The sequence below is a fragment of the Gynuella sp. genome (assembly GCF_050297175.1).
In the GTDB taxonomy this organism is placed as follows: domain Bacteria; phylum Pseudomonadota; class Gammaproteobacteria; order Pseudomonadales; family Natronospirillaceae; genus Gynuella.
This window is the reverse complement of the sequence record NZ_JBNKSF010000034.1, coordinates 16,944-38,238: the sequence shown is the minus strand read 5'-3', so window position 1 is coordinate 38,238 and position 21,295 is coordinate 16,944. Positions and strand designations below refer to the sequence as shown.

Below are 21,295 nucleotides of genomic sequence, written 5' to 3'. Positions count from 1 at the left end.
TCCGGTATCGAGAGTGCCGGACAAGAGATGTTTCAGCACATTATGTGAAACACATTTAAAACGGGATAGGGCGGATTAGCCCTATCAGGACGGAATAATTGATATTTCGACTCCCTGTTACCCAGTTATAGGAGACAGATCATGGCTGGCATGACTCGTGAAGAAACAGACGCTTTGATTCAGGAAGTATTGGAAGTTTATCCTGAGAAAGCACAGAAAGACCGCGCCAAGCATTTGAGTCCAAATGACCCTGAGCTTGAACAGTCCAAAAAATGTATTACTTCCAATAAAAAATCCCTTCCAGGTGTAATGACCATTCGTGGTTGTGCTTATGCCGGATCCAAAGGTGTGGTCTGGGGACCTATCAAGGACATGATTCATATTTCCCATGGCCCCGTTGGTTGCGGGCAATATTCCCGCGCTGGACGCCGTAATTATTATATCGGCACCACCGGAGTGAATACCTTTGTGACTATGAATTTCACGTCTGATTTCCAGGAAAAGGATATCGTATTTGGCGGTGATAAGAAGCTCGATAAACTGATTGATGAAATTGAAATGTTGTTCCCGTTGAATAAAGGGATTTCGATTCAGTCAGAATGTCCGATTGGTTTGATCGGTGACGACATCGAAGCTGTTGCCAAGAAGAAAAACAAAGAAACCGGAAAAACCGTTGTGCCGGTTCGTTGTGAAGGCTTTCGTGGTGTTTCCCAATCTCTGGGTCACCACATTGCCAACGACTCCATTCGTGACTGGGCTTTAAGCAAACGTGACGATGATAACAGCTTTGCCACAACGCCTTACGATGTTGCAATTATTGGTGATTACAACATCGGTGGTGATGCCTGGTCTTCCCGTATCCTGCTTGAAGAGATGGGGTTGCGGGTGGTTGCACAGTGGTCCGGTGATGGCACTATTTCTGAAATGGAGCTGACACCGAAAGTTAAACTGAATCTGGTGCATTGTTACCGTTCCATGAACTACATCTCCCGTCATATGGAAGAGAAGTATGGTATCCCCTGGTTGGAATACAACTTCTTCGGTCCCACCAAAACCATTGAGTCGCTGCGTAAAATTGCTGCTCAGTTTGATGAAAGCATCCAGCAGAAATGCGAGGAAGTGATTGAGAAGTACAAACCCGAATGGGAAGCGGTGGTAGCTAAGTACCGTCCACGTCTCGAAGGCAAACGGGTAATGCTGTATGTAGGTGGTTTGCGTCCACGCCACGTGATCGGGGCTTATGAAGATCTGGGCATGGAAGTTGTGGGTACCGGATATGAGTTTGGCCACAATGATGACTATGACCGTACCCTCAAGGAAATGGGCAGTGCAACGCTGTTATATGACGATGTGACTGGCTACGAATTTGAAGAGTTCGTTAAGAAGGTCAAACCGGATCTGATCGGTTCTGGTATCAAAGAGAAATATATCTTCCAGAAAATGGGTGTGCCATTCAGACAAATGCACTCCTGGGATTATTCCGGTCCTTATCATGGCTTTGATGGTTTCGCCATTTTTGCCAAGGATATGGACATGACCCTGAATAATCCGTGTTGGAAGAAGCTGGAAGCGCCCTGGAAAAAAACTGAAGAGGAAGACATTCTGGAAGCGGCGACGGCCTGATCAATGATGTCACAGTGATTGTAAACGGGCATTGTCTCGGCAATGCCTGCCCCGAAAAATCGATAACCGTCAGTCCACAGATTAGTGGCGCGGGAGGGTAAAAACATGAGTCAGAAAGTTGAAGATATCAAACCCAGCTATCCGTTGTTCCGTGAGCAGGAGTACGTCGATCTGCTGGCCAGCAAACGTGAGCAGTTTGAAGAAGTACACTCTCAAGAAAAAATTGAGGAAGTTTTTCAGTGGACGACGACTGAAGAATATAAGGAGCTTAACTTTCAGCGTCAGGCGTTGACTGTCAATCCGGCTAAGGCCTGTCAGCCACTGGGCGCTGTATTGTGTTCTCTGGGGTTTGAAAAAACGCTGCCTTACGTGCATGGTAGTCAGGGATGTGTTGCTTATTTCCGTACTTATTTTAACCGTCATTTTAAAGAGCCGGTTGCCTGTGTCTCAGATTCCATGACTGAAGATGCCGCGGTATTTGGTGGTCAAAGTAACATGAAGGATGGTCTGGAAAATGCCAAGGCCATGTACAAACCGGAAATGATTGCTGTTTCCACCACCTGTATGGCCGAAGTGATTGGTGATGACCTCAATGCGTTTATCAGTAATTCCAAGAATGAAGGTCATATTCCCCAAGAGTTTCCAACGCCTTTTGCGCATACGCCCAGTTTTGTCGGTAGTCATACGACTGGTTGGGATAATATGTTCGAAGGTATTGCCCGTTACTTTACCCTCAATTATATGGAAGACAAAGAAGTGGGTAGCAATGGCAAGTTGAACATCGTGCCAGGGTTTGAAACTTATCTGGGTAACTACCGGGTAATCAGACGGATGATGTCGGACATGGGAGTTTCTCTGTCTTTATTGTCTGATCCATCCGAAGTTCTGGATACACCTGCGGATGGCCAGTACCGTATGTATGAAGGTGGCACAACTCTGGACGAAATCAAAGATGCGCCGAATGCTTTCAACACGATTTTTTTACAGCCCTGGCAGTCTGATAAGTCCAAAAAATATGTGACCAATACCTGGCATCATGAAGTGCCCAAGCTGAGCATTCCTATGGGCCTTGAGTGGACGGATGAATTCCTGATGAAGGTTTCCGAGATAACCGGTCAGGACATCCCTGAAGTGCTGGCGACCGAGCGTGGTCGGTTGGTTGATATGATGACAGACTCCCACACCTGGTTGCATGGCAAGAAGTATGCACTTTGGGGTGATCCTGATTTTGTCATGGGAATGAGCAAGTTCCTGTTGGAGCTGGGCGCTGAACCGACGCATATTCTGGCGAACAATGCCAACAAGCGCTGGAAAAAAGCCATGGATGCCATTCTGGCAGAATCACCGTATGGCAACGATTGTGAAGTGCATATCGGTAAAGATCTCTGGCACATGCGCTCGCTGGTATTTACCAACAAGCCGGATTTCATGATCGGTAACTCTTATGGCAAGTTTATCCAGCGCGATACCTTGCATAAGGGTAAAGAACATGAAGTGCCATTGATTCGAATCGGTTTCCCGATCTTCGATCGTCATCACCTGCACCGTCAAACCACTCTCGGTTACGAAGGAGCCATGCAGATATTGACTACATTAGTTAATGCAGTACTGGAGCGTTTGGATGATGACACTCGCGGCATGCAAACCACTGACTACAACTACGATCTGGTTCGTTAGTTCGTAGTTACATGCTCAAGGGGGCTGACTGAGGTTTGCCCCCTCATTCTTGTTTGGGAGTTTGATTATGCCGAATGTCATACTGCGTAATAATGAAAGTGGCCAGTTAACCTGTTATGTGGCCAAGAAAGATCTTGAAGATGTGATCGTTGCCATGGAATTTGAAGGTCCGGGAAACTGGGGTGGAGAGTTCGAGCTGTCCGATGGCAGCAAGTACTATTTTGAGCCCATGGCGGAAATGCCCCGGTTACCGGTCACTGTCAGGGCCAGGCGTGCAGGAGGTGAGTGATGAGCGAAGGCGCAATTGCCCATGAAGCCGCGTTGCGTATCGCGCTGGCCGCACGGGAGATCCCGGAATGTGAGGTAGCGACACTGCTAAAGGCGCTTATTTCACTGGTAGGTGAACCCCTGACAACCAGTAAGCTGGCAAAAGTCCGGGTTAACCGGTTGCAACAGGCCAGTGATGTTTTTGCCGATGTCGATACCCAGTATTTAAAAAAAGCAGTGCGTTTCTTAAAAGGCCTGGATATGGATCTGGACGGCAAATCAGGGCTTCCAGAGGTAGATCCCTATCACGATGGTGATATGCCGGGATCGATTCGGGTTGCCATGTGTTCCAACACCGGTGATCAGATTGACGGTCATTTCGGTTCCTGCCGATATTTTATGATTTATCAGATCTCTGCCGAAGAGAGTCGTTTGATCGCTATTCGCAGTGCGGATCAGGAACCGGAAGGCGAAGATAAGAATGAATATCGGGCGGCGGTGATTGCCGATTGTCAGGTGTTGTACACCATGTCGATTGGTGGTCCGGCTGCTGCTAAAGTCATCAAGACCGGATTATTTCCGATAAAATTCCCCAAAAGCGGTGCGGTGACTGAGCAGGCCGAACGGTTACGTGTGGTACTGGCTGAATCACCGCCACCGTGGCTGGCAAAAATTATGGCGCAAACTCAATCGGAGGCATGTGTGTCATGATCAGTGAGCAGCAACTGGATGATGTGATTGCTTATGTGGCCGGGTCTGGTTTGTCTGAGGCGACGATTGTTTCCCTCAAACAGGTATATCCTGACTGGCATTTTACGTATGCGTTTGATGACGACATGGGTAATGCCCGACCGGTTCGTGAGCGCGATGACTTTAATGTCTACCTGGTGAATTCCAGCGATCATTGTGCTCAGTTGACTACTCAGCCTGAGCATGCGTCGGGTGTCGTTTTTGCTGAAATTGGGGAGGAGTGGTGAGTCGTGAGCAATGCAGATAGTCATAAGGCGACATTGGAATCTCACTCTGAATCCGTTGACTGTTCAGCTTGTCGACACCGGCAGACGCTATTAATGGAAGGCCATTGTCAACCTGGAGATCGTTGCGTTATGTCTATCAGTGGTCGCCAGATTGAACGGTTCTTCCGCGCTAATCCGGAAGAGTCGATAGGCTATTTGACGGATATTGTCTGGCAGCGACGGGCATTGGCGGCACGGTATGCACCGGTTGAATATTTGAAGCATATGTTTGCCGATCCGGACGAGGCAGTACGCCGGACGGTGGCCTATCGGCTGCCGAAATATCAGTTGTTGGCGATGATCGATGATCCTGACCGTGAAGTCAGAATTACGGTAGCAGATCGGATCGCCATTGATCAGGTTGAGCGGTTGGTGGCCGATAGTGATTATCTGGTCCGGGCTTATGTGGCTCAGCGCCTGCCAGCCGGTCGGCTGTTCCGGTTAATTCGCGATCCGGACCGGCAGGTACGAAAAGTGGTCGCCCAGCGATTGCCCGCAGAAAGTCTGGTCTTGATGGCTGATGATAGTGAACCGGAAGTGCGCCGTGTGGTTGCCAGCCGGCTGATGCCCGAGCAGCTGACGTTATTTGTTGATGACGATGACTGGACCGTGCGTTTGGAAGTGGCAGCCCGGGCACCGCAGGCGCTAATGAGCGCGTTGCAAAATGATCCGGATGAAGAAGTTCGCACTATGGCCCGGCAACGACTATCCAGCCCTGGGCCCACCACAGGGGCTGCGCCGGAAGAGCGCTGTTAATTTGGTCTTTCGCCAGCTGCTCTGGTGACGCCGGTATCCACTAATCGCTTTTTGCCGGACGTTTCCTGTCTGTGAATGGTTTCTGTCGTAAGCCATTAATCTCCAGTTCGTCGAAGGTCCGGGCCTTGTTTTCCTGATCATCAATATGGTATTAACCGGTGGTTTCTGGTTTGGCATATGGCGGAGGTTTGATGACGAGCTGTCTTCTGTTTGATTGTGACGGCACCCTGGTGGATAGTGAACGGCTGTGTAATCTTGGGCTGGTCATTCAATTTCAACACCTGGGGGTGACGTTGGATGTCGATGAACTGGTGGTTCGTTATCGTGGCTGGAAACTGGACCGTACTCTGGCCACCATTGCCGGGCAATATGGGCTCACCCTTGATGATGACTTTATTCCATCTTATCGCGCCGTGGTTGCCGATTTGTTTGAATCAGAGCTGCAACCAATCGACGGCATTGTTGCCACGTTGGAGCAGTTACCCTATCCCAAGGCGGTCGTGTCCAGCGGCCCGCCACCCAAAATAGCCCAGTCATTGAGACTGTGTGGGCTGGCAGATTATTTCGGGGACAATATTTTCAGTTCTTATGAACTGGGTATCTGGAAGCCGGATCCGGGAATCTATCAGGCGGCGGCCCGGGCAATGGGTCATGATATTGCCGAGTGTGCCGTGGTAGATGATTCGCTAGTGGGAGTCGAAGCTGGCTACCGGGCAGGAGCCAGAACATTTTTCTTTAATCGTTTTGATGAGCCCTGCGAGTTTGATGAGGTTGTTTCGTTTGATGATATGACCCTGTTGCCGGAACTCATTCGACGCTGATCAGCCTATTTTGTCAGATAAAATTCTTTCAGCATGTCATAGCGTTTTCGGTTGAGGCCCATATCTGAATATCCAACCCGGCTGGAGGAACGGAAATGTACCAGCCGGTTGGTTTCGTCAAGATAGAATTCCGCATCGTCATGAAACCTCATCAGCGGTGTGGTAAAAACGACGTAGAGATAATCGCGCTCCTGTTTGATGATTTTTGCTCCACCGTATTGCTTTACCGCGGCAATAATGGCTTCCATGGTGCTTTCGGGGTCATGTTTGAAGGGCAACGGACTGACTTTTTTGCCAAGGTCATCGGTTTGGGTGGAGACTGCATTTGGTGATTGTGGGACTGCAGCCAGCTGGCCAGCATGAAGACCCAATGGCGGAACCTGGTTGTTCTGGATATAAATTCTGGCAAAGCCGATACCGATCAGTAACAGTAGAATCCCAATGACTACCCACATAATTTTTATCCCCCGTTTCATAGCCGGTCCCATTTTAATGACAGTCTGAAGATTCTGATAAGCTTACGTTCTTTTTAGCAGTCACAACAGGAAATATTGCATGCATGTAAACGACAAAAAGGCGATGACTTATGCGCTTTGTGCCATTGCCCTGTGGTCCACAGTTGCCACTGCTTTTAAGCTGGCTCTGGCGGAGCAGTCGCTGATACAGCTGTTGTGGCTGGCGGATCTGACCACGGTTGCCGCTGTCGCTGTTATTTTGTTGTTGCAGCGTCGTTTGGGGAGTGCTTTGCGGGATTTTCGTCGGCACGCGAAAATGGCGCTGGTTTTGGGCTTCATTAACCCCCTGTGCTACTACCTGGTATTGTTTTCTGCTTACCAGCGTCTTCCGGCGCAGGTGGCGCAACCCATCAACTATACCTGGGCCATTACGTTGTCGCTGCTGGCAATTCCGGTACTGGGACACCGCTTCAGCCGTCGCGATCTGATCAGCATGGTTGCTGCCTATGGCGGTGTTCTGTTGATCAGTCTGGGTGGCCGTTCGTCCGGCCAGCCGGTGACGATGACCGGTGTTGCGCTGGCATTATTCAGTACCTTCTTATGGGCGGGTTATTGGTTGATGAACTCCAAAGATCAGCGGGAGCCAACCACCGCTATCTTTCAGAATTTTCTTGCAGCATTGCCATTCACCACGCTGCTGTTTTTGTTGCAGGATCAGGCGGGTGTCTGGACTTTAAAAAGCACACTTTCCGGGATTTATGTGGGGCTGTTTGAAATGGGTATTACGTTTGTGCTGTGGCTGCAAGCAATGAAGAGTACCAGTAGGACCAGTATGATCTCCAATCTGATCTTTCTGTCACCGTTTGTGTCGCTGATCCTGATCAGTCAGGTGCTGGGAGAAAAAATTGGCAGCCTGACTGTGGTTGGATTATTGGTAATCGTTGCAGCGTTATGGTTCCAGAATCAGCACAAGGCACCGCAATCTGAAATGTCAGAAACGCCAGCCGAATAACCACTGGGCGCGAATTCGATAATCGACCTGCTGCCAGTCATTACGGAAACCTTCGACAGAATGTTCGTTGTAGAAGGCCAATTCCGGAAGGGCATACAGGCTGGTGGTCAAATGGCCATAGTTCAGCGTCAGGCCGATGGGGGTTCGAATTCCGTCATAACCCAGTAAATCGCTGTTGATGCTTTGGCCGGCATCAATGATGGGGTTCTGATAATTAAAATAGACGGCACCTCCGAAATAGCCGGCACCAAACTCTGCCGCCAGATGCGGGCTGAGTTGCCGGACGGCCAGCAGATCAAATCCCCATTCCAGGTAGCTCTCACTTTTGACAGGTGCATCGATATCCGCTGAACCCGCTCCCAGGCTGGCGGTCAGTTTGGCCTGCCAGCGGTCATTGATCAGGGAAATCACTGAGGCTCGGGCCAGATACTGCTGATCCACGGTGATCCGTCCATCGCTGCGACCTGTGAATGATGGGCTGATGGTGCCCAGTTCCAGCGCAAATCCAATGGCGTCGTCGTCGTCAGTTAAACTGTTGGGTGATCTGATCCAGTGTGTGGACGTACTTTTTTCAATCTCTGCCGGCCTGTCTTGGTGTTGGTCTTCATTCCATGTCACGTCGCTGTTGAGATGACGCTCGTCCGGGTTTTCTCGACTGGCCGTTTCTGCTGCATCGTCCAGTGAACTTGAACGAATAACATCAGGACGGGTGGAAATGCACCCACTGAGCAAAATGATGGGGACGAGTAACACGAGACGTAACATAACTGCTTGGAGTCCTTGCGCAATATGGATTGGGGAGGGCAGTATGATCAAGCAGATGTGAATTACTCATGAATCAGAGCAGAATCCCCAGATTAACGCTGGGGAGAGCTGCTGGAACATACTTTAAATGAGCTTATGTTTTGACACCACAATGCCGCTTTCATCGGCGTAAACCCAGTCTTCCGGATCAATAGTGGCACCTGAGAACTGTAATGTAACATTCACTTCGCCCTGATCCCGCTTGAGTGATCGGCGCGGTATGCTGTTCAATGCCTTGATACCGAGTTGCAGAGTTCTCAGTGCTTCTACATCCCGGATACAGCCGTTGATGATGATACCGGACCAGCCATTCTTGACCAGGTCATCACCGATCATATCGCCCAGCAGGGCATAATCCATCGATGCCTGCCCGTCCACTACCATAACTTTGCCATGTCCGGAAGTGACGGACATGGCCTTGATCTTGGAGTTATCGTTCAGACAGTTAATGGTCACCGCCTGACCATAAAACTGGTGTATACCACCAAAATCCTTAAAACCCGGACTCAGGATACTCAGGCTTTCTTCAAATTCGTCGCATAAATCAGGTGTGGAAATGTTCATGATGTCTCCTCCAATATTATTGTTGGTATGATTTCCAGTGCTCTCTACGTAGCGTCATATGGAAAATCGGTGCTGAAATCATTTTCCCATGAGTTCAGCAATGTCATTGTCACTGAAACAGGCTATATTCATCAGCAGGGATTAATCGGCTGATTAAAAATGATGAATTTAATCGCTTGCTTAGTTTCTTGATTGGCGTAGTGTCCTTCTATTTACAATAAAAGCAACCGTTACCGCTATGAAAACCGGCAGACCCAGGCAGAGCGAAAAAACAGATGCCAGAAGTGCATTGATTGCAGCTGCTCAAGAGTTGTTTTTAAAGCATGATTTTGATCATGTTTCCACTCGACAAATAGCTAATCTTGCCGGAGTGAATTCGGCACTGATTGCGTATTATTTTGGGAATAAAATCGGCCTGTTCGAAAATGCCATGAAGGAAATGCTGTCGCCGGTGGTGACATTGCTGAATGAGACCATTCAGGACCCCTCTCCCGAATTTCTGAAGCAGCTGATGCTGACAGTATCCAGACGCATCCCGGCAGATATGGCACGACTGATTATCAGAACGCTGCTGTCAGACAATCAGTTATTGAAAAATCTGGTGGTCAATGAACTGGCCCGGCCAGTGAATTTACGACTACGCAAGGTGTTGGCCAAGCTGCAGAATAATAACCTGATTGATCCGGCAGAGGATCCAAAGCTGCTGAGTTTTCTGTTGGCGGCATTATTGATCTTCCCATTAGCCATGCAGCCAATCGGTGAGGAAATTCTCGATTACCCGTTCAATGAGGAAAACCGTGAGCGCTTGGCGCAAGCACAAATAACCTTGCTCATGCATGGCGTTCTGAATCCCGCGCATTCTTGACTGACAGGACAATTATGAAGCAGTGGAAACATATCATCGAACTGAAACTGGTTCATCTGGTGGAAACTATCCACCATTACCCCGAACGTTTTATCCTCGCTGTTGTTGTATTTACCTTATTAATGGCAACACAGTTGTGGTTTGTACGTTTTGATACTTCCACAGAAAGTTTTCTGTCAGATCAGGATCCTGACATTCTGGCGCTGAATGCCTCCCGGGAACAATACGGTCGTTCTGACTTTATCTTATTGACTATCCGTTCGGATGAAATCTTCAGCTTCGAATTTCTGACCCGTCTTCAGACTTTGCAGGATGATCTCGAAAATCATGTCAGCTGGGTGGATGATGTCGACAGTTTGCTAACCGCGCGCGAGACCCGTGGAACCAGTGATGGTTTTGTGGTGGGTGATTACTTTGATCCCTATCCGGAGACCCAACAGCAGCTTGATGTCATTCGCAAAAAAATCGTCGCAGATCCATTGTTGCAGGATCTGGTGATTTCTGACGATGGTTATTACACCACCATGACAATCCGACCGGTGACGTATGATATCGATGAACATGCCGTGCCCAGCGATGCATTTGATGATATGGCATTTAGCAGTGATATGACTGAGCTGATGGATACAGCTGTGGAAAGGCCATTGTTGCCAGCGGCAAAATTGGATGCCATGGTGGATCAGGTTGCAGCGGTTATCGAACCCTACCGACAGCAGGGAATGGAAGTGTATATGGGGGGGATGCCTGTGGTTTCCCACGGGCTGACACGCTCTATGATTCGGGAAATGCTCCTGTTCATGCCGCTGGCGATGATCACTATCGTTATCTTTTTGGGGTTATTGTTCCGTCGCCGTGAAGGTGTGCAGTTTCCCATGGTCGTGGTGTTGCTGACGATGCTGACCCTGGCTGGTTTAATTTGTATGTTGCGGGTTCCAATCATGCTACCGATGATGATTGTACCGACATTCATATTGACAGTGACCATCGGCGATGCAGTTCACTTCATGTCGATTTTTTTTGATTATTATGATCAGGGTATGGAGAAGCTGGAAGCATTGAAACGAACCATGCGGCTGACGGCGATTCCGATTATTCTGACCAGTTTGACAACGGCGGCCGGGCTGTTGTCTTTTGTTGGTGCTCCCATTATTCCTCTTAGTTATCTGGGATTTTTCTCTGCAATTGGTGTTGTTATTGCGTTGTCATATTCTCTGATACTGATCCCGGCGCTCATCAGTCGGTTTGACATAAAACGTAAAAGCATCCCCGCCGTTTCAAACCATACTGTCATTGCCAGGTTTATTAACTGGCATATTCGAACCAGTATTCGTTTTCCTGTCACGATTATGGTAATTGCGGTTGGATTTTTTCTGCTGGCGGGGTGGGGGATCAGGCAACTTGAATTTTCTCATAACCCGTTAAAATGGCTGCCCAAAAATATGGAGGCCAGACATGCGATTGAAACCATTGACGAACATATGGGGGGTTCAATTCCGGTGGAAATTATAATTGATACCGGTGTTGTAAATGGTTTGTACAATCCCGATGTACTTCACCAGATGGACGCAGCGGTAACCTGGCTTGAGCATTATAAAACCCGTGATTTTGCTGTTGCCAAAGTGTCTGGCCTGACCTATGTGATCAAAGAGAGCAATCAGGCTTTGCATAATGGTGACCCGGCTGAGTATTTGATTCCGGATGATCGTGCTGTCATTGCCAACGAGCTGTTTATCTTTGAAAACTCTGGTGCTGATGAACTGAAACGCATTGTCGACAGTCAGTTTCAGCAAACCCGAATGGTCGTAATTATGCCGTGGATAGACACGACGTTGTATCGTCCGTTTCAGGATGAAATATCAGCCCGACTGCAACAGCAGTTCGAGGGACTGGCGACAGTGGGAATTACCGGTGTCGCGCCAGTGTTGGGAAAAACCCTCTACTCGGTGATCCGCACCACCGCACGCAGTTATGCCATTGCTTTTGCGGTGATTGCGATCATGTTAATGATCATGTTATCCAGCATTCGTCTCGGACTCATTGCGATGATTCCCAACCTGTTGCCAATCGTGTGCATGATGGGATTGATGCACTATCTGGATATTCCACTGGACATGTTCACGATACTCGTTGCGTCGATTGCCATTGGTATTGCAGTGGACGATACCGTTCACTTTATGCACCATTTTCGCGAATACTACAGTAATGGTCACGATGTACGGGATGCCATAACCCGAACCCTGCATACTTCCGGCAAAGCCATGCTGACCACCTCTATTGTGCTCTGTTGCGGCTTTGGTACTTTGTTGGCTTCCAGTATGTTAAATGTCCGTAATTTCGGCTTGCTGATTTCAATCACCATTGCGCTGGCACTGATTGCTGATTTTCTGCTTTCGCCGGCATTGATGATGCGATTGTATGATAATAAGAAACTCTAATAGTTTTTGGTGTAGAGCGGTTTTTGATTGTTATCTTCGATAGCGGTTACTTTGTAACCGGCCATTGAGTCATGCTTGAGTTCTTGATGGAAAAAGACCATTGGAAACCTCTGAAAAATGACTTATTTTCGCGCATGACGTTGTTAGTCCCCGTCTCACATCCTCATTTACGCCCGTAAATTGCGGTGTTGCGAGTGATATTTTCTCGCCAGCATCAAAACTATTCCTATTTTTCAGAGGCTCCCATTGAAATAGATCCAGATGAACGGTGAAATGCTGACATAAAGTGGGCTTTGTCCGAGAATAATATGTTTTTACTGGATCTCAGTTTCGGTATCATTTATGCCTTTCGTTGGCGTTTTATATAAAGGAGTTTATATATGCAGCACGGGCAGATACTGGTGGGTCTTATGGTAGGCATTTCCAGCTTTGGATACAGTGCATCTCAATCTGGTGGACAATGGCAACTAGAAGCCGGGCCGATGGTAGTCGATCAGTCAGAATTGATTACTACAAGTGCGGTTTCTATGCATGCTGATTTGTATTACTACGCGAATAGTTCTGCTAATTACACCATTTCTGATCAAGGAACTTCTGAGGATACTTATTCTCTGGGCATGTATGTGGGAGTAAATTATTCCTTTAGTGCTCTCGATATAGGGGCAACTTTTTATCACTTTGGTGAAGCAACGGTCGAACAAAATAGAGGTCTGGACAGGTACTGGGGTAGTTATTATAAAGAGCTGTCGGCAACAGGGAGACTAAACCTGAGCGGTATAGGTCTATATGTTCGCAAACCATTCCATATTACGGATTCGTTGATTTTTTCACCTAAGTTGGGGTTATTGTTTTGGCAAGCGTCTACAGATATAAGAGTGACTCTTGACGAAGGATCGGATGATCGGCATACATGGGATGATAGCAGTACTGAGGATGGAAAGGATCTCTATGCCAATGCATCTCTCTCATATATGTTTACTGATCGAATTGGGGTAAATGCGGACTTCACTCACTTCACTCTGGATGGATATAGTGCCAACTCTGTGGGACTGGGTATCGTAATCCGTTCCAATTAACGGTTAATTTGGCGTTATCAGGTATTTTTCCTTATCAAAATCGCTCAAAGTTACACAGGTAATGAGCCTTCGGTTAACTTGATTCACGATTCGAAAAAACAGCCACAGAACTCAGTGGCTGTTTTTGTATACTCAGAGCGCTTCGCACTCCTCAGACCGGGTTTGGATGGAAGCAGAAGTGACTTCCTGCAAGCGGGCCGTAAAATGACGCAGTACCTTGGGTTCGTAAGTAAATGTCAGTCCTTTGATGTTAGCGGCATTCCGTTTGACCTGTTCAAACGCCTCAATAATAAAGTCCATATGAGTTTGGGTGTAAGTGGCTCTGGGAATGGTCAGGCGCAGTAGTTCCGCTGGACAAGGGTGTTGCTTGCCGGTGAGCGGATCACGACCCAGTAACAATGAACCGATTTCGACAGCGCGAATCCCGGCCACTTTATATAGTTCACAGGCCAGCGCATGAGCTGGAAATTGTTCTGCCGGAATGTGCGGCAGCAGACGGCCGGCATCTACGAATGCTGCATGACCCCCAGCTTGCTGACAGGCGATGCCTGCACTTTCCAGACCTTTTACCAGATAGGCCACTTGTCTGATGCGGTATTCCAGCCAATCCTGGCGCATGCCATCGTAAAGGCCAACCGCCAGTCGTTCCATGGCACCACCTTCCAGGCCGCCATAAGTTGGAAAGCCTTCCTGGACCACGCAGATGGTTCGACATTCGTTGTAAGCTTCCAACAGGGTGTCGTCTTTAAAGCACAGCAATCCGCCCATCGGGACCATGGCATCTTTTTTGGCTGACATGGCCAGGATATCGGCGTAGCGATAACTTTCCCGGGTAATCTCGGCAATACTCCAATTCTGGTAGCCAGGTTCGCGCTGTTGGATGAAATAGGCGTTTTCAGCAAACCGTGCAGAATCCATGACCACTGGAATATCGTATTGTTGGGCGATTTCATAAACTGCTTTCAAGTTAGCCAGTGATACCGGCTGCCCACCTGCAGAGTTGCAGGTAATGGTGCTGACGATATAAGGCACATTGGCCGGACCGATTTCCTGAATAGCCGTTTCCAGTTTGGGCAGATCAAAGTTGCCCTTAAAGTCAGCATAAACAGCGGTATTGAAAGCGTCGTTTGTATACACATTTCGGGCGACACAGCAGTTCAGTTGAGTGTGCCCTTGGGTGGTATCAAAGAAGTAATTTGACAGGGCCACCATCTTACTCCGGTCCAGGCCTTTTTCCCTCTCGCGCTTGGCAATCAGGACGGGAATATAGATCTGCTCGGCGCCACGCCCCTGGTGGGTGGGAATGGTGTATTGATAACCAAAGATGTCACCGACTGCCGCAGCCAGCCGGTGATAACTGCGACTGCCACTGTAGGCTTCATCGCCACATAGCATGGCGGCCTGCATGTTCTGGGTGACTGCACCAGTACCGCTGTCAGTCAACAGATCGATAAACACATCTTCGCTATCGAGTAGAAAAGGGTTCATTCCTGCTTTCAGAATAGCGTCTTCACGATATTCACGGGTAGTACGTTTAACGGGTTCTATAACGCGGATGCGAAAAGGTTCTGGCAGATGTTTAAAGTTTTCCATGATTCAATCCTCATAACGGCTGTGCAGGGACAGACGCAGGTACCGATCTCCAACTGGATGATCAGTGAAAAAAATGATGAATGATCACCGCCGCTTCAAAAGCATTAAAAAAAGAAGCGAGATGACAGCAATGACTGTGTACTGCAGAAGTACAGGGACAGGAGGTCAGATATGAGGAAAGAAGAAGGCGATTTTAAAATCCAGAGTGTACCAATCAGGTATTTTTGTTCTGGGGTACATAAAAACCTCAACGATGATTGTTGGAGTGATTCAAACCATGCTCATGGGCATGTGAAGATCTTATATATCAGAAGCGTTAGTGCAGTGCAATCTGAGACTCTGTTTGATAAGGAAACTCTGAAAAATAGCCTATTTTCGCGCAGGGCGTTGTCTGCACCTGCCTCACATCCTCATTTACACCCGTAAATTGCAGTGTTGCGAGTGGTGCTGCCTCGCCCGCATCAACACTATTCCTATTTTTCAGAGGCCCCATAAATATTAAGGTGTTATCTACTTTGTGAAGGAGTGAATTCAGGCAGTGGAATTGATGAAATAGAAAAGCCGGCGAGATTATTTGCAATGGCTGCGGTTTTTCAGGACTATTTGCCGCTGAATAATACGTAGTGGGTATGGTAATCCGTCAAATGAGCAGTCAACAACAGCAAGCGCCCAAGAAACAGAAGGGTTTTCTGGCCAATCTTGCGTTTAATATCATTATTCCTGTCGTCATTCTCAGTAAGTTTAATGGCGAAGACTCCCTTGGTCCCATGTGGTCTATTGTTGTGGCCCTGGCATTCCCGATTCTATATGGAATCTGGGAGCTGAAGGATTCCGGTAAGGTCAACCCGATGTCCATTCTCGGGATTGTCAGTGTATTTCTCACCGGCGGTATCAGTTTACTTAAACTGGACCCCAAATATATCGCCATCAAAGAGGCCACGATTCCGGCTCTGATCGGTATCATGGTTATTTTAAGCCAGCGCAGCCGTTATCCGTTGGTCAACTTATTCCTGTTTAACGAGCAGGTGATTGATGTTGCCAAAGTGAAGGAGATTATTCGTGAGCGCGGCCTGGACAGCGAGTTTGCCAGCAAGTTACGAAATGTATCCTACATCATTGCCAGCTCTTTCTTTCTGTCTTCGGTGTTGAACTATGTTCTGGCCAAATGGATTATGGTTAGCCCCGCAGGCACCGAGGCTTATACCGAAGAATTGGCCAAGATGACGGCACTGAGTTATCCCGTGATTGCTCTGCCCAGTATGGTGGTGCTATTTGCCGGGCTCTGGTACATGATGACGCAGTTAAAGAATATGACCGGGTTGAAGATGGAAGAAATGCTGGTGGGGCAGCATCAGGAAAGTCAGCCGGAATAAGCTAAGGCCAGGCTGTCTGCTCTGGCCGGATTCATCGTTTCAGGCCCATATTCGGGCCTGTGTATCAAACCGTTTCTTCTTCCGTTTCTATCCCCAGATAACCACCTGTCTGGTGCGCCCATAGCTGAGCATATATTCCATCGGACCTGGCCAGCTCCTGGTGAGTTCCCTGCTCTACAATTTGCCCCTGATCCAGAACAATTAACCGGTCCATGGCGGCAATAGTGGATAGTCGGTGAGCAATCGCTATCACGGTTTTGCCTTCCATCAGCTTATACAAGCTGTGCTGAATCGCGGATTCGATTTCTGAATCAAGTGCCGAAGTCGCTTCGTCCAGAACCAGTATAGGAGCGTTTTTCAGTAACACCCGGGCAATGGCGATTCGTTGGCGCTGGCCACCGGATAATTTCACCCCGCGTTCACCGACTTGAGCATCATAGCCGGTGCGTCCTTCAGGATCGCTGAGCCCGAGGATGAACTCGTGTGCTTCGGCTTGTTTGGCGGCGGCAATCATTTCCTCTTCCGTAGCGTCCGGACGGCCATAGAGGATATTGTCGCGAACTGAACGATGCAGCAAAGAAGTATCCTGGGTCACCATGCCGATTTTACTACGCAGGCTTTCTTGTGTGACTTGGCTGATATCCTGATCATCAATCAGAATCTTTCCGGATTCGAGATCATAGAAACGGAGCAGTAGATTGACCAGCGTCGATTTTCCAGCACCAGACCGGCCAACCAGACCAACTTTTTCGCCGGGTTTGATGTTGAGTGTCAGAGCTTCAATGATGCCGGAGCCTTTGCCGTAGTGAAAACCAATGTTCTGGTACTGGATGTTTCCCTGATCAACGGTCAGCTGACGGGCCTCTTTAACATCATTGATTTGCTGCGGTTGGGATAAAGTGTCCATACCATCGGCGACGGTACCAATATTCTCAAACAACGAACTGACCTCCCACATGATCCATTGTGCCATGCCGTTCAGACGCAGAGTCAGGCTGATGGCAATAGCAATGGCGCCGGCACTGATATTGCCGTTTACCCAAAGCCAAACCGACAACGCTGCCACTGCAAATGTCAGCACATAGCTCAGTACCTGAACCGAAACATTAAAACCGGTCACCAGTCGCATCTGCCGATAGACTGAACCGAGAAACTCAGTCATACCTTCATGGGCATAGTCTGATTCCCGCGCGGTGTGGGAAAACAGTTTGACGGTGGCAATGTTGGTGTAGCTGTCAACGATACGGCCGGTCATGAGGGCTCTGGCGTTCGCTTGTTCTGCGGATACCTGTTTTAGCCGCGGGACAAAGTATAACTGGCTGGCGATATAGCCCAGCAACCAAAGTACAACCGGTGCCACCAGCCGAATATCGGCCTGGGCAATCAATATGACCATGGTGACGAAGTAAACACTGACAAACACCAAGACATCCAATAACTTCATAACGGTTTCCCGTAATGAGAGTGAGGTCTGCATGACTTTAGTGGCTACCCGTCCGGCGAAATCATTTTGATAAAATGACAGGCTTTGCTTCAGCAGATACCGGTGGGCCTGCCAGCGAATGGACATGGGAAAATTGCCAAGCAGTGCCTGGTGGACCACAAGACCATGCAGTAGCACCAGCAGAGGCAGGCCGATCAGTGTGATTGATGCCATGGTGGTGAGTGTGGGCCATTCATCCGTGAGTAATGTTGCTGGATTTTTGACCGCCAGCCAATCCACCAGCTTACCCAGAAAGCCAAACAGCGAGACTTCAAAGATGGCGATCAGTGAAGTCACTATCGACATGGCAATTAATGATCCCCACATGCCTTTGGAGTAATGCAGACAAAAGGCCAATAATTTACCTGGCGGCTGGTCCGGTTCCGAGATGGGAAATGGATTGGTCAGTTTTTCAAAAAAACGAAGCATGCAGTTTCTCTATATGTTGGTTTTTCAGTTAATCGAGTGCCCACGCCAGGAAAGGCATGATGGAGGGTAGGTTGGAAAATCCAGGCGCGAAAGTATAACAAATTTTAGGAGGTGGTCAGTAATTTGATGTCCAGAAACTTTATCATGTTACGCCATCATGAAGCGTTCGGGCGTTAATGTTGCCTGGGACGAGAATGTAGAACGGCCTGATTGTTATCTCAATGGTAACGTTGATTCGGGACTTTAACATGACAAAAGACTGCCATGGATATGAGATATTTATTAGACTGCGATGAAGCATCATGAGTTAAAAATTTTTCTACTAATGATGCCGTTGTCGTTTTTCCGTGCCAGGTCTCCAGGGGTGATGTCTTCAATAGCCTGCTACTGACTTCGGGCAAATACTTTTTCTGCCATTATTTTGTTTTTGTGCATGTCTTCGGCAAGCTTTGGATCTCTTTGGAGTAAAAAAGTTTGCACGGAAGGGGCAAAAAACAATGCAATAGTCCCCGCAAAATGTTGAGCACCTTTTACTGTCAGAGACAGGGAACGGGGATTGTGGGCTCCAAATGCCGTAATCGTTGAATGTTGGTAGATATTGCCATTGTCAGAATTGGTGTATTGCATCAGCTCGTGTTCCAGAGCATACGCAATTGCCGGGCCATAAGCCTGTTCCAGCGAAACTCCAAATTTGTGCTGAAAATACTGCAGATTGATCTCGCCAAAGTAGAGGCTGACAGCGACCATTTTGGCCATCATATGCGTTTGCGGCAGCTGATAACAATCCTGGATCGGAAGTTCATTGTGATGAATGGCCTTGAGGTAGGGTGAGAGATTTTTTCCAGCTGCTCCTGCATTGTAGCTAATCGTTGTGTCGGAAAAACTTTGTGAACCCAGACCGATACCGAGATAAGCGGATCCCTGGATCACCCGACTCGTCAGGTAGCTGCTGGTGCCCGTCTGTCCCTGCAGTCGGGTATAGGTATTTTTGCCGGGATTGGCGTGGTATCCGGCGGCGGCCAGCATTGTCTTTGCCATCTTTGCCTGTTCCATCACCCTGGCCAGTTCGACCTGCGAGGCCTGATGAGATATCCGGGTCAGCTTGTAACGCATTCGATAGAGGGTGATATGCTCAGGATTGAGCTTTATTGCGTAGGCCAGAGTGGATTCCCAGGAAGCCATACTCTGATCAGCGAAACCATACATCAGGTCGATATTGAAGTCGTCGAATCCCGCCTGGCGAATATGATCTGTTGCAACTTGAATATGTTGAAGGCCATTGCCTTCTCGTCCCAATGCTTTCAGCAGATCGGGCTGGGTGACCTGAATACCCATGCTGATCCTTTTGATGCCGCTCTGACGATAAGCATGAATTTTGTTTGGTTCACGGGAAGCAATTTTGGGGGTTGTCTCAATGCTAATGTTGCAGTCGCTGGTCAGGGTAAAATGCTGGTTGACCTGGTTTATATGCTGATCGATCAGTCCTGCGTCAACAAAAGATGGTGTGCCGCCACCGATGTCGAAACCAATTAATGTGCGGCGGCCAAACAGATGACCGTACAAAGATAACTCCCGATTCAGCGCGGTCATATACTCATTGGTTTGATCGAGTTCTGATTTTCCGACGACTGTGTATTCACAAAAATAACAACGGGTTTCACAAAACGGAATATGAGAATACAGAGAAAAGTGGGTGAGATGTTCAAAAGCCTCAACCATCCTGGACTCATGTTCGCTCTGCTTTACGCGATATGGACGCCAGGTTGTGCCGTGAGCAATTGGGTATGCAGTGTTGGAAATATGGTGATTTCTCTGACCGGCGGTAAATACATCGGCCATCTCGTGCTGAACGCAATCGGCGGCAACGGGGGTGGACCATTTCTGTATCATGATATTCATCCTTGCGTGATAGGGCCAAGTCCCTGACTGAGTGCTGAATTATAAGGCCACAATACTGCTAAAATGGATTATAAATATCAATGGATATATTGCTGTACTGTGAGACGCATACGATTATCTGATGCCAATACTTATGCTGGCAACCAGAATGAAGAAAGCGCATGTCATATCCAGAAGCGTCAGTATAATGATGTTCCTGTCAGGCTTAATTCCGGCCATACATCCGTGGTCTGAGATAGCGGAAGAAGCCGCTAAGTTCCTCTTGTTCTATGGTTTTGGCTTCATAACCGAAAAACTCCACTCTCAGGTCATTGAGCCCCTTTGCTAGTGCTTCTCCGTTTAAATGATCAATCAGCTTTTCCCGTTTTCTCATATATGCCAGACCCCTTTGCCAGCGTAGGTTACGTTTCTGGTCGAGATGTCTTAGCTCGTTGATCTTGGTTTCGTTATAACCTGACTGTCGACGGAGGTTGTCAATCTGTTGTTGTCGTTGATCGGGTGGCAATTGACTGAGTGTCTGTTGAACAGAATCGAGGGAAAAGTAAACCTGTGTGATCAGGTCTTCGCGATTGCCATATTGAACCGTGGATTCTGACAGCAACTCATCAAGCTGAATATTCAGTTGGTATAACTTCTCTTCCAAAGAAATTCTGGAATTAGCGTCGACTTGAGAAAGGATCAGTTGAACTTGTTGTTGTTTTCTCTCTATCTCATGGCGTTCTTCCGCCCAGAGCAGATCCGCATCCTCTGCGAATATTTCATGGCGTTTGTTCCATATAGTTCCATATCGTTCAAGAGATGAAAGCCTTGATAACTGTGTCTGTTGTGTTGATAACCATTCATGATATCGATCCAGTTTTTCCATCAAGGCGATAATGTCATTGGCTTCATTTGGAAAAGCCTGACGGACTGCGCTATTAAAGTATTCGGTTCCTAAGGTAGGATATTTCTTTATTAGACCCTGGCGCAATTGGTATAGCGTGATTTGTACCGTAATATCGGCTATCCGATCTCCATATAAACGGGTCAACTTCTGGGCCAGTGCAGAATGCAAACTGTTATCAGTAGTGGCATAAGTTTGACTTTCTTTCGTCGGAACTGAGGCACTTGTTTGGTCTGTTATCTGTCTCTGTGCTTCAGCTGTGTA

Annotated in this window: 19 protein-coding genes; 12 read left to right on the top strand and 7 right to left on the bottom strand. The window is 48.1% G+C overall.

All coding sequences use genetic code 11. The annotated features are described in order from the left end of the window. Window positions 1-141: 141 nt before the first annotated feature. The 7 genes from nifD to ACQY6I_RS12350 all read left to right on the top strand — a co-directional run bounded on the left by nifD (window position 142) and on the right by ACQY6I_RS12350 (window position 6,160). The gene (gene nifD / locus ACQY6I_RS12380; RefSeq protein ID WP_428241796.1) at window positions 142-1,623 is read left to right on the top strand and encodes a nitrogenase molybdenum-iron protein alpha chain; all 1,482 of its coding nucleotides are present in this window, start codon (window positions 142-144) and stop codon (window positions 1,621-1,623) included. A gap of 105 nt (window positions 1,624-1,728) precedes the next feature. Continuing rightward, window positions 1,729-3,300, top strand: a complete 1,572-nt coding sequence (nifK, locus tag ACQY6I_RS12375) for a nitrogenase molybdenum-iron protein subunit beta (RefSeq protein WP_428241795.1) — start codon at window positions 1,729-1,731, stop codon at window positions 3,298-3,300. Window positions 3,301-3,367: 67 nt separating this feature from the next. Next, on the top strand, window positions 3,368-3,589 hold the full coding sequence (nifT, locus tag ACQY6I_RS12370; RefSeq protein WP_428241794.1) for a putative nitrogen fixation protein NifT: 222 nt from the start codon (window positions 3,368-3,370) through the stop codon (window positions 3,587-3,589). After that, the gene (locus tag ACQY6I_RS12365; protein WP_428241793.1) at window positions 3,589-4,278 is read left to right on the top strand and encodes a dinitrogenase iron-molybdenum cofactor N-terminal domain-containing protein; all 690 of its coding nucleotides are present in this window, start codon (window positions 3,589-3,591) and stop codon (window positions 4,276-4,278) included. The genes nifT and ACQY6I_RS12365 overlap by 1 nt, the downstream gene beginning before the upstream one ends. Further along, window positions 4,275-4,544: a hypothetical protein gene (locus ACQY6I_RS12360; protein WP_428241792.1), complete on the top strand. Its 270-nt coding sequence runs from the start codon at window positions 4,275-4,277 to the stop codon at window positions 4,542-4,544. The genes ACQY6I_RS12365 and ACQY6I_RS12360 overlap by 4 nt, the downstream gene beginning before the upstream one ends. Window positions 4,545-4,547: 3 nt before the next feature. Continuing rightward, window positions 4,548-5,339 (top strand): 4Fe4S-binding leucine-rich repeat protein, encoded by a 792-nt coding sequence (locus ACQY6I_RS12355; protein ID WP_428241791.1) that lies wholly within the window; start codon window positions 4,548-4,550, stop codon window positions 5,337-5,339. Between the two features lie 191 nt (window positions 5,340-5,530). Further along, on the top strand, window positions 5,531-6,160 hold the full coding sequence (locus tag ACQY6I_RS12350; protein WP_428241790.1) for an HAD-IA family hydrolase: 630 nt from the start codon (window positions 5,531-5,533) through the stop codon (window positions 6,158-6,160). A gap of 5 nt (window positions 6,161-6,165) precedes the next feature. Here ACQY6I_RS12350 and ACQY6I_RS12345 read toward each other — a convergent pair whose 3' ends face one another. Then, complete coding sequence (locus tag ACQY6I_RS12345; protein ID WP_428241789.1) at window positions 6,166-6,615, bottom strand: DUF1499 domain-containing protein; 450 nt, start codon at window positions 6,613-6,615, stop codon at window positions 6,166-6,168. 100 nt (window positions 6,616-6,715) lie between these two features. On the opposite strand from ACQY6I_RS12345, the gene ACQY6I_RS12340 reads away from it, so the two are divergent. Further along, window positions 6,716-7,627: a DMT family transporter gene (locus tag ACQY6I_RS12340; protein ID WP_428241788.1), complete on the top strand. Its 912-nt coding sequence runs from the start codon at window positions 6,716-6,718 to the stop codon at window positions 7,625-7,627. On the opposite strand, the gene ACQY6I_RS12335 is transcribed toward ACQY6I_RS12340, so the two are convergent. Then, window positions 7,607-8,392 (bottom strand): hypothetical protein, encoded by a 786-nt coding sequence (locus ACQY6I_RS12335; RefSeq protein WP_428241787.1) that lies wholly within the window; start codon window positions 8,390-8,392, stop codon window positions 7,607-7,609. The genes ACQY6I_RS12340 and ACQY6I_RS12335 overlap by 21 nt on opposite strands. 123 nt (window positions 8,393-8,515) lie before the next feature. After that, complete coding sequence (locus tag ACQY6I_RS12330) at window positions 8,516-8,995, bottom strand: putative 4-hydroxy-4-methyl-2-oxoglutarate aldolase (RefSeq protein WP_428241786.1); 480 nt, start codon at window positions 8,993-8,995, stop codon at window positions 8,516-8,518. 238 nt (window positions 8,996-9,233) lie between these two features. Between ACQY6I_RS12330 and ACQY6I_RS12325 the strand changes: the two genes are divergently transcribed. From ACQY6I_RS12325 to ACQY6I_RS12315, 3 genes are all read left to right on the top strand, one after another. Beyond that, a complete protein-coding gene (locus ACQY6I_RS12325) occupies window positions 9,234-9,860 on the top strand; it encodes a TetR/AcrR family transcriptional regulator (protein WP_428241785.1) in 627 nt (208 codons plus the stop codon). Between the two features lie 14 nt (window positions 9,861-9,874). Continuing rightward, window positions 9,875-12,295: an efflux RND transporter permease subunit gene (locus ACQY6I_RS12320; protein ID WP_428241784.1), complete on the top strand. Its 2,421-nt coding sequence runs from the start codon at window positions 9,875-9,877 to the stop codon at window positions 12,293-12,295. 380 nt (window positions 12,296-12,675) lie between these two features. Beyond that, window positions 12,676-13,371 carry a hypothetical protein gene (locus ACQY6I_RS12315; RefSeq protein WP_428241783.1) on the top strand — a complete coding sequence of 232 codons (696 nt, stop codon included), beginning with the start codon at window positions 12,676-12,678 and terminating at the stop codon, window positions 13,369-13,371. Between the two features lie 132 nt (window positions 13,372-13,503). On the opposite strand, the gene tnaA is transcribed toward ACQY6I_RS12315, so the two are convergent. After that, window positions 13,504-14,964 (bottom strand): tryptophanase, encoded by a 1,461-nt coding sequence (gene tnaA / locus ACQY6I_RS12310; protein WP_428241782.1) that lies wholly within the window; start codon window positions 14,962-14,964, stop codon window positions 13,504-13,506. 644 nt (window positions 14,965-15,608) lie between these two features. Between tnaA and ACQY6I_RS12305 the strand changes: the two genes are divergently transcribed. Further along, a complete protein-coding gene (locus ACQY6I_RS12305) occupies window positions 15,609-16,337 on the top strand; it encodes a VC0807 family protein (protein WP_428241781.1) in 729 nt (242 codons plus the stop codon). Between the two features lie 64 nt (window positions 16,338-16,401). Here the strand turns inward: ACQY6I_RS12305 and ACQY6I_RS12300 are convergent, their stop codons facing one another. The 3 genes from ACQY6I_RS12300 to ACQY6I_RS12290 all read right to left on the bottom strand — a co-directional run bounded on the left by ACQY6I_RS12300 (window position 16,402) and on the right by ACQY6I_RS12290 (window position 21,202). Further along, window positions 16,402-18,249: an ABC transporter ATP-binding protein gene (locus tag ACQY6I_RS12300; RefSeq protein WP_428241780.1), complete on the bottom strand. Its 1,848-nt coding sequence runs from the start codon at window positions 18,247-18,249 to the stop codon at window positions 16,402-16,404. A 384-nt stretch (window positions 18,250-18,633) separates the two neighbouring features. Next, window positions 18,634-20,139: a coproporphyrinogen-III oxidase family protein gene (locus ACQY6I_RS12295; RefSeq protein WP_428241779.1), complete on the bottom strand. Its 1,506-nt coding sequence runs from the start codon at window positions 20,137-20,139 to the stop codon at window positions 18,634-18,636. A 214-nt stretch (window positions 20,140-20,353) separates the two neighbouring features. Then, a complete protein-coding gene (locus tag ACQY6I_RS12290; RefSeq protein WP_428241778.1) occupies window positions 20,354-21,202 on the bottom strand; it encodes a hypothetical protein in 849 nt (282 codons plus the stop codon). Between the last annotated feature and the right edge of the window lie 93 nt (window positions 21,203-21,295).

Coding starts and splice junctions, on each gene's coding strand:
- nifD (WP_428241796.1), top strand. CDS start 142: ATGGCTGGCATGACTCGTGAAGAAACAGACGCTTTGATTCAGGAAGTA.
- nifK (WP_428241795.1), top strand. CDS start 1,729: ATGAGTCAGAAAGTTGAAGATATCAAACCCAGCTATCCGTTGTTCCGT.
- nifT (WP_428241794.1), top strand. CDS start 3,368: ATGCCGAATGTCATACTGCGTAATAATGAAAGTGGCCAGTTAACCTGT.
- ACQY6I_RS12365 (WP_428241793.1), top strand. CDS start 3,589: ATGAGCGAAGGCGCAATTGCCCATGAAGCCGCGTTGCGTATCGCGCTG.
- ACQY6I_RS12360 (WP_428241792.1), top strand. CDS start 4,275: ATGATCAGTGAGCAGCAACTGGATGATGTGATTGCTTATGTGGCCGGG.
- ACQY6I_RS12350 (WP_428241790.1), top strand. CDS start 5,531: ATGACGAGCTGTCTTCTGTTTGATTGTGACGGCACCCTGGTGGATAGT.
- ACQY6I_RS12345 (WP_428241789.1), bottom strand. CDS start 6,615: ATGTGGGTAGTCATTGGGATTCTACTGTTACTGATCGGTATCGGCTTT.
- ACQY6I_RS12340 (WP_428241788.1), top strand. CDS start 6,716: ATGCATGTAAACGACAAAAAGGCGATGACTTATGCGCTTTGTGCCATT.
- ACQY6I_RS12335 (WP_428241787.1), bottom strand. CDS start 8,392: ATGTTACGTCTCGTGTTACTCGTCCCCATCATTTTGCTCAGTGGGTGC.
- ACQY6I_RS12330 (WP_428241786.1), bottom strand. CDS start 8,995: ATGAACATTTCCACACCTGATTTATGCGACGAATTTGAAGAAAGCCTG.
- ACQY6I_RS12325 (WP_428241785.1), top strand. CDS start 9,234: ATGAAAACCGGCAGACCCAGGCAGAGCGAAAAAACAGATGCCAGAAGT.
- ACQY6I_RS12320 (WP_428241784.1), top strand. CDS start 9,875: ATGAAGCAGTGGAAACATATCATCGAACTGAAACTGGTTCATCTGGTG.
- ACQY6I_RS12315 (WP_428241783.1), top strand. CDS start 12,676: ATGCAGCACGGGCAGATACTGGTGGGTCTTATGGTAGGCATTTCCAGC.
- tnaA (WP_428241782.1), bottom strand. CDS start 14,964: ATGGAAAACTTTAAACATCTGCCAGAACCTTTTCGCATCCGCGTTATA.
- ACQY6I_RS12305 (WP_428241781.1), top strand. CDS start 15,609: ATGAGCAGTCAACAACAGCAAGCGCCCAAGAAACAGAAGGGTTTTCTG.
- ACQY6I_RS12300 (WP_428241780.1), bottom strand. CDS start 18,249: ATGCTTCGTTTTTTTGAAAAACTGACCAATCCATTTCCCATCTCGGAA.
- ACQY6I_RS12295 (WP_428241779.1), bottom strand. CDS start 20,139: ATGATACAGAAATGGTCCACCCCCGTTGCCGCCGATTGCGTTCAGCAC.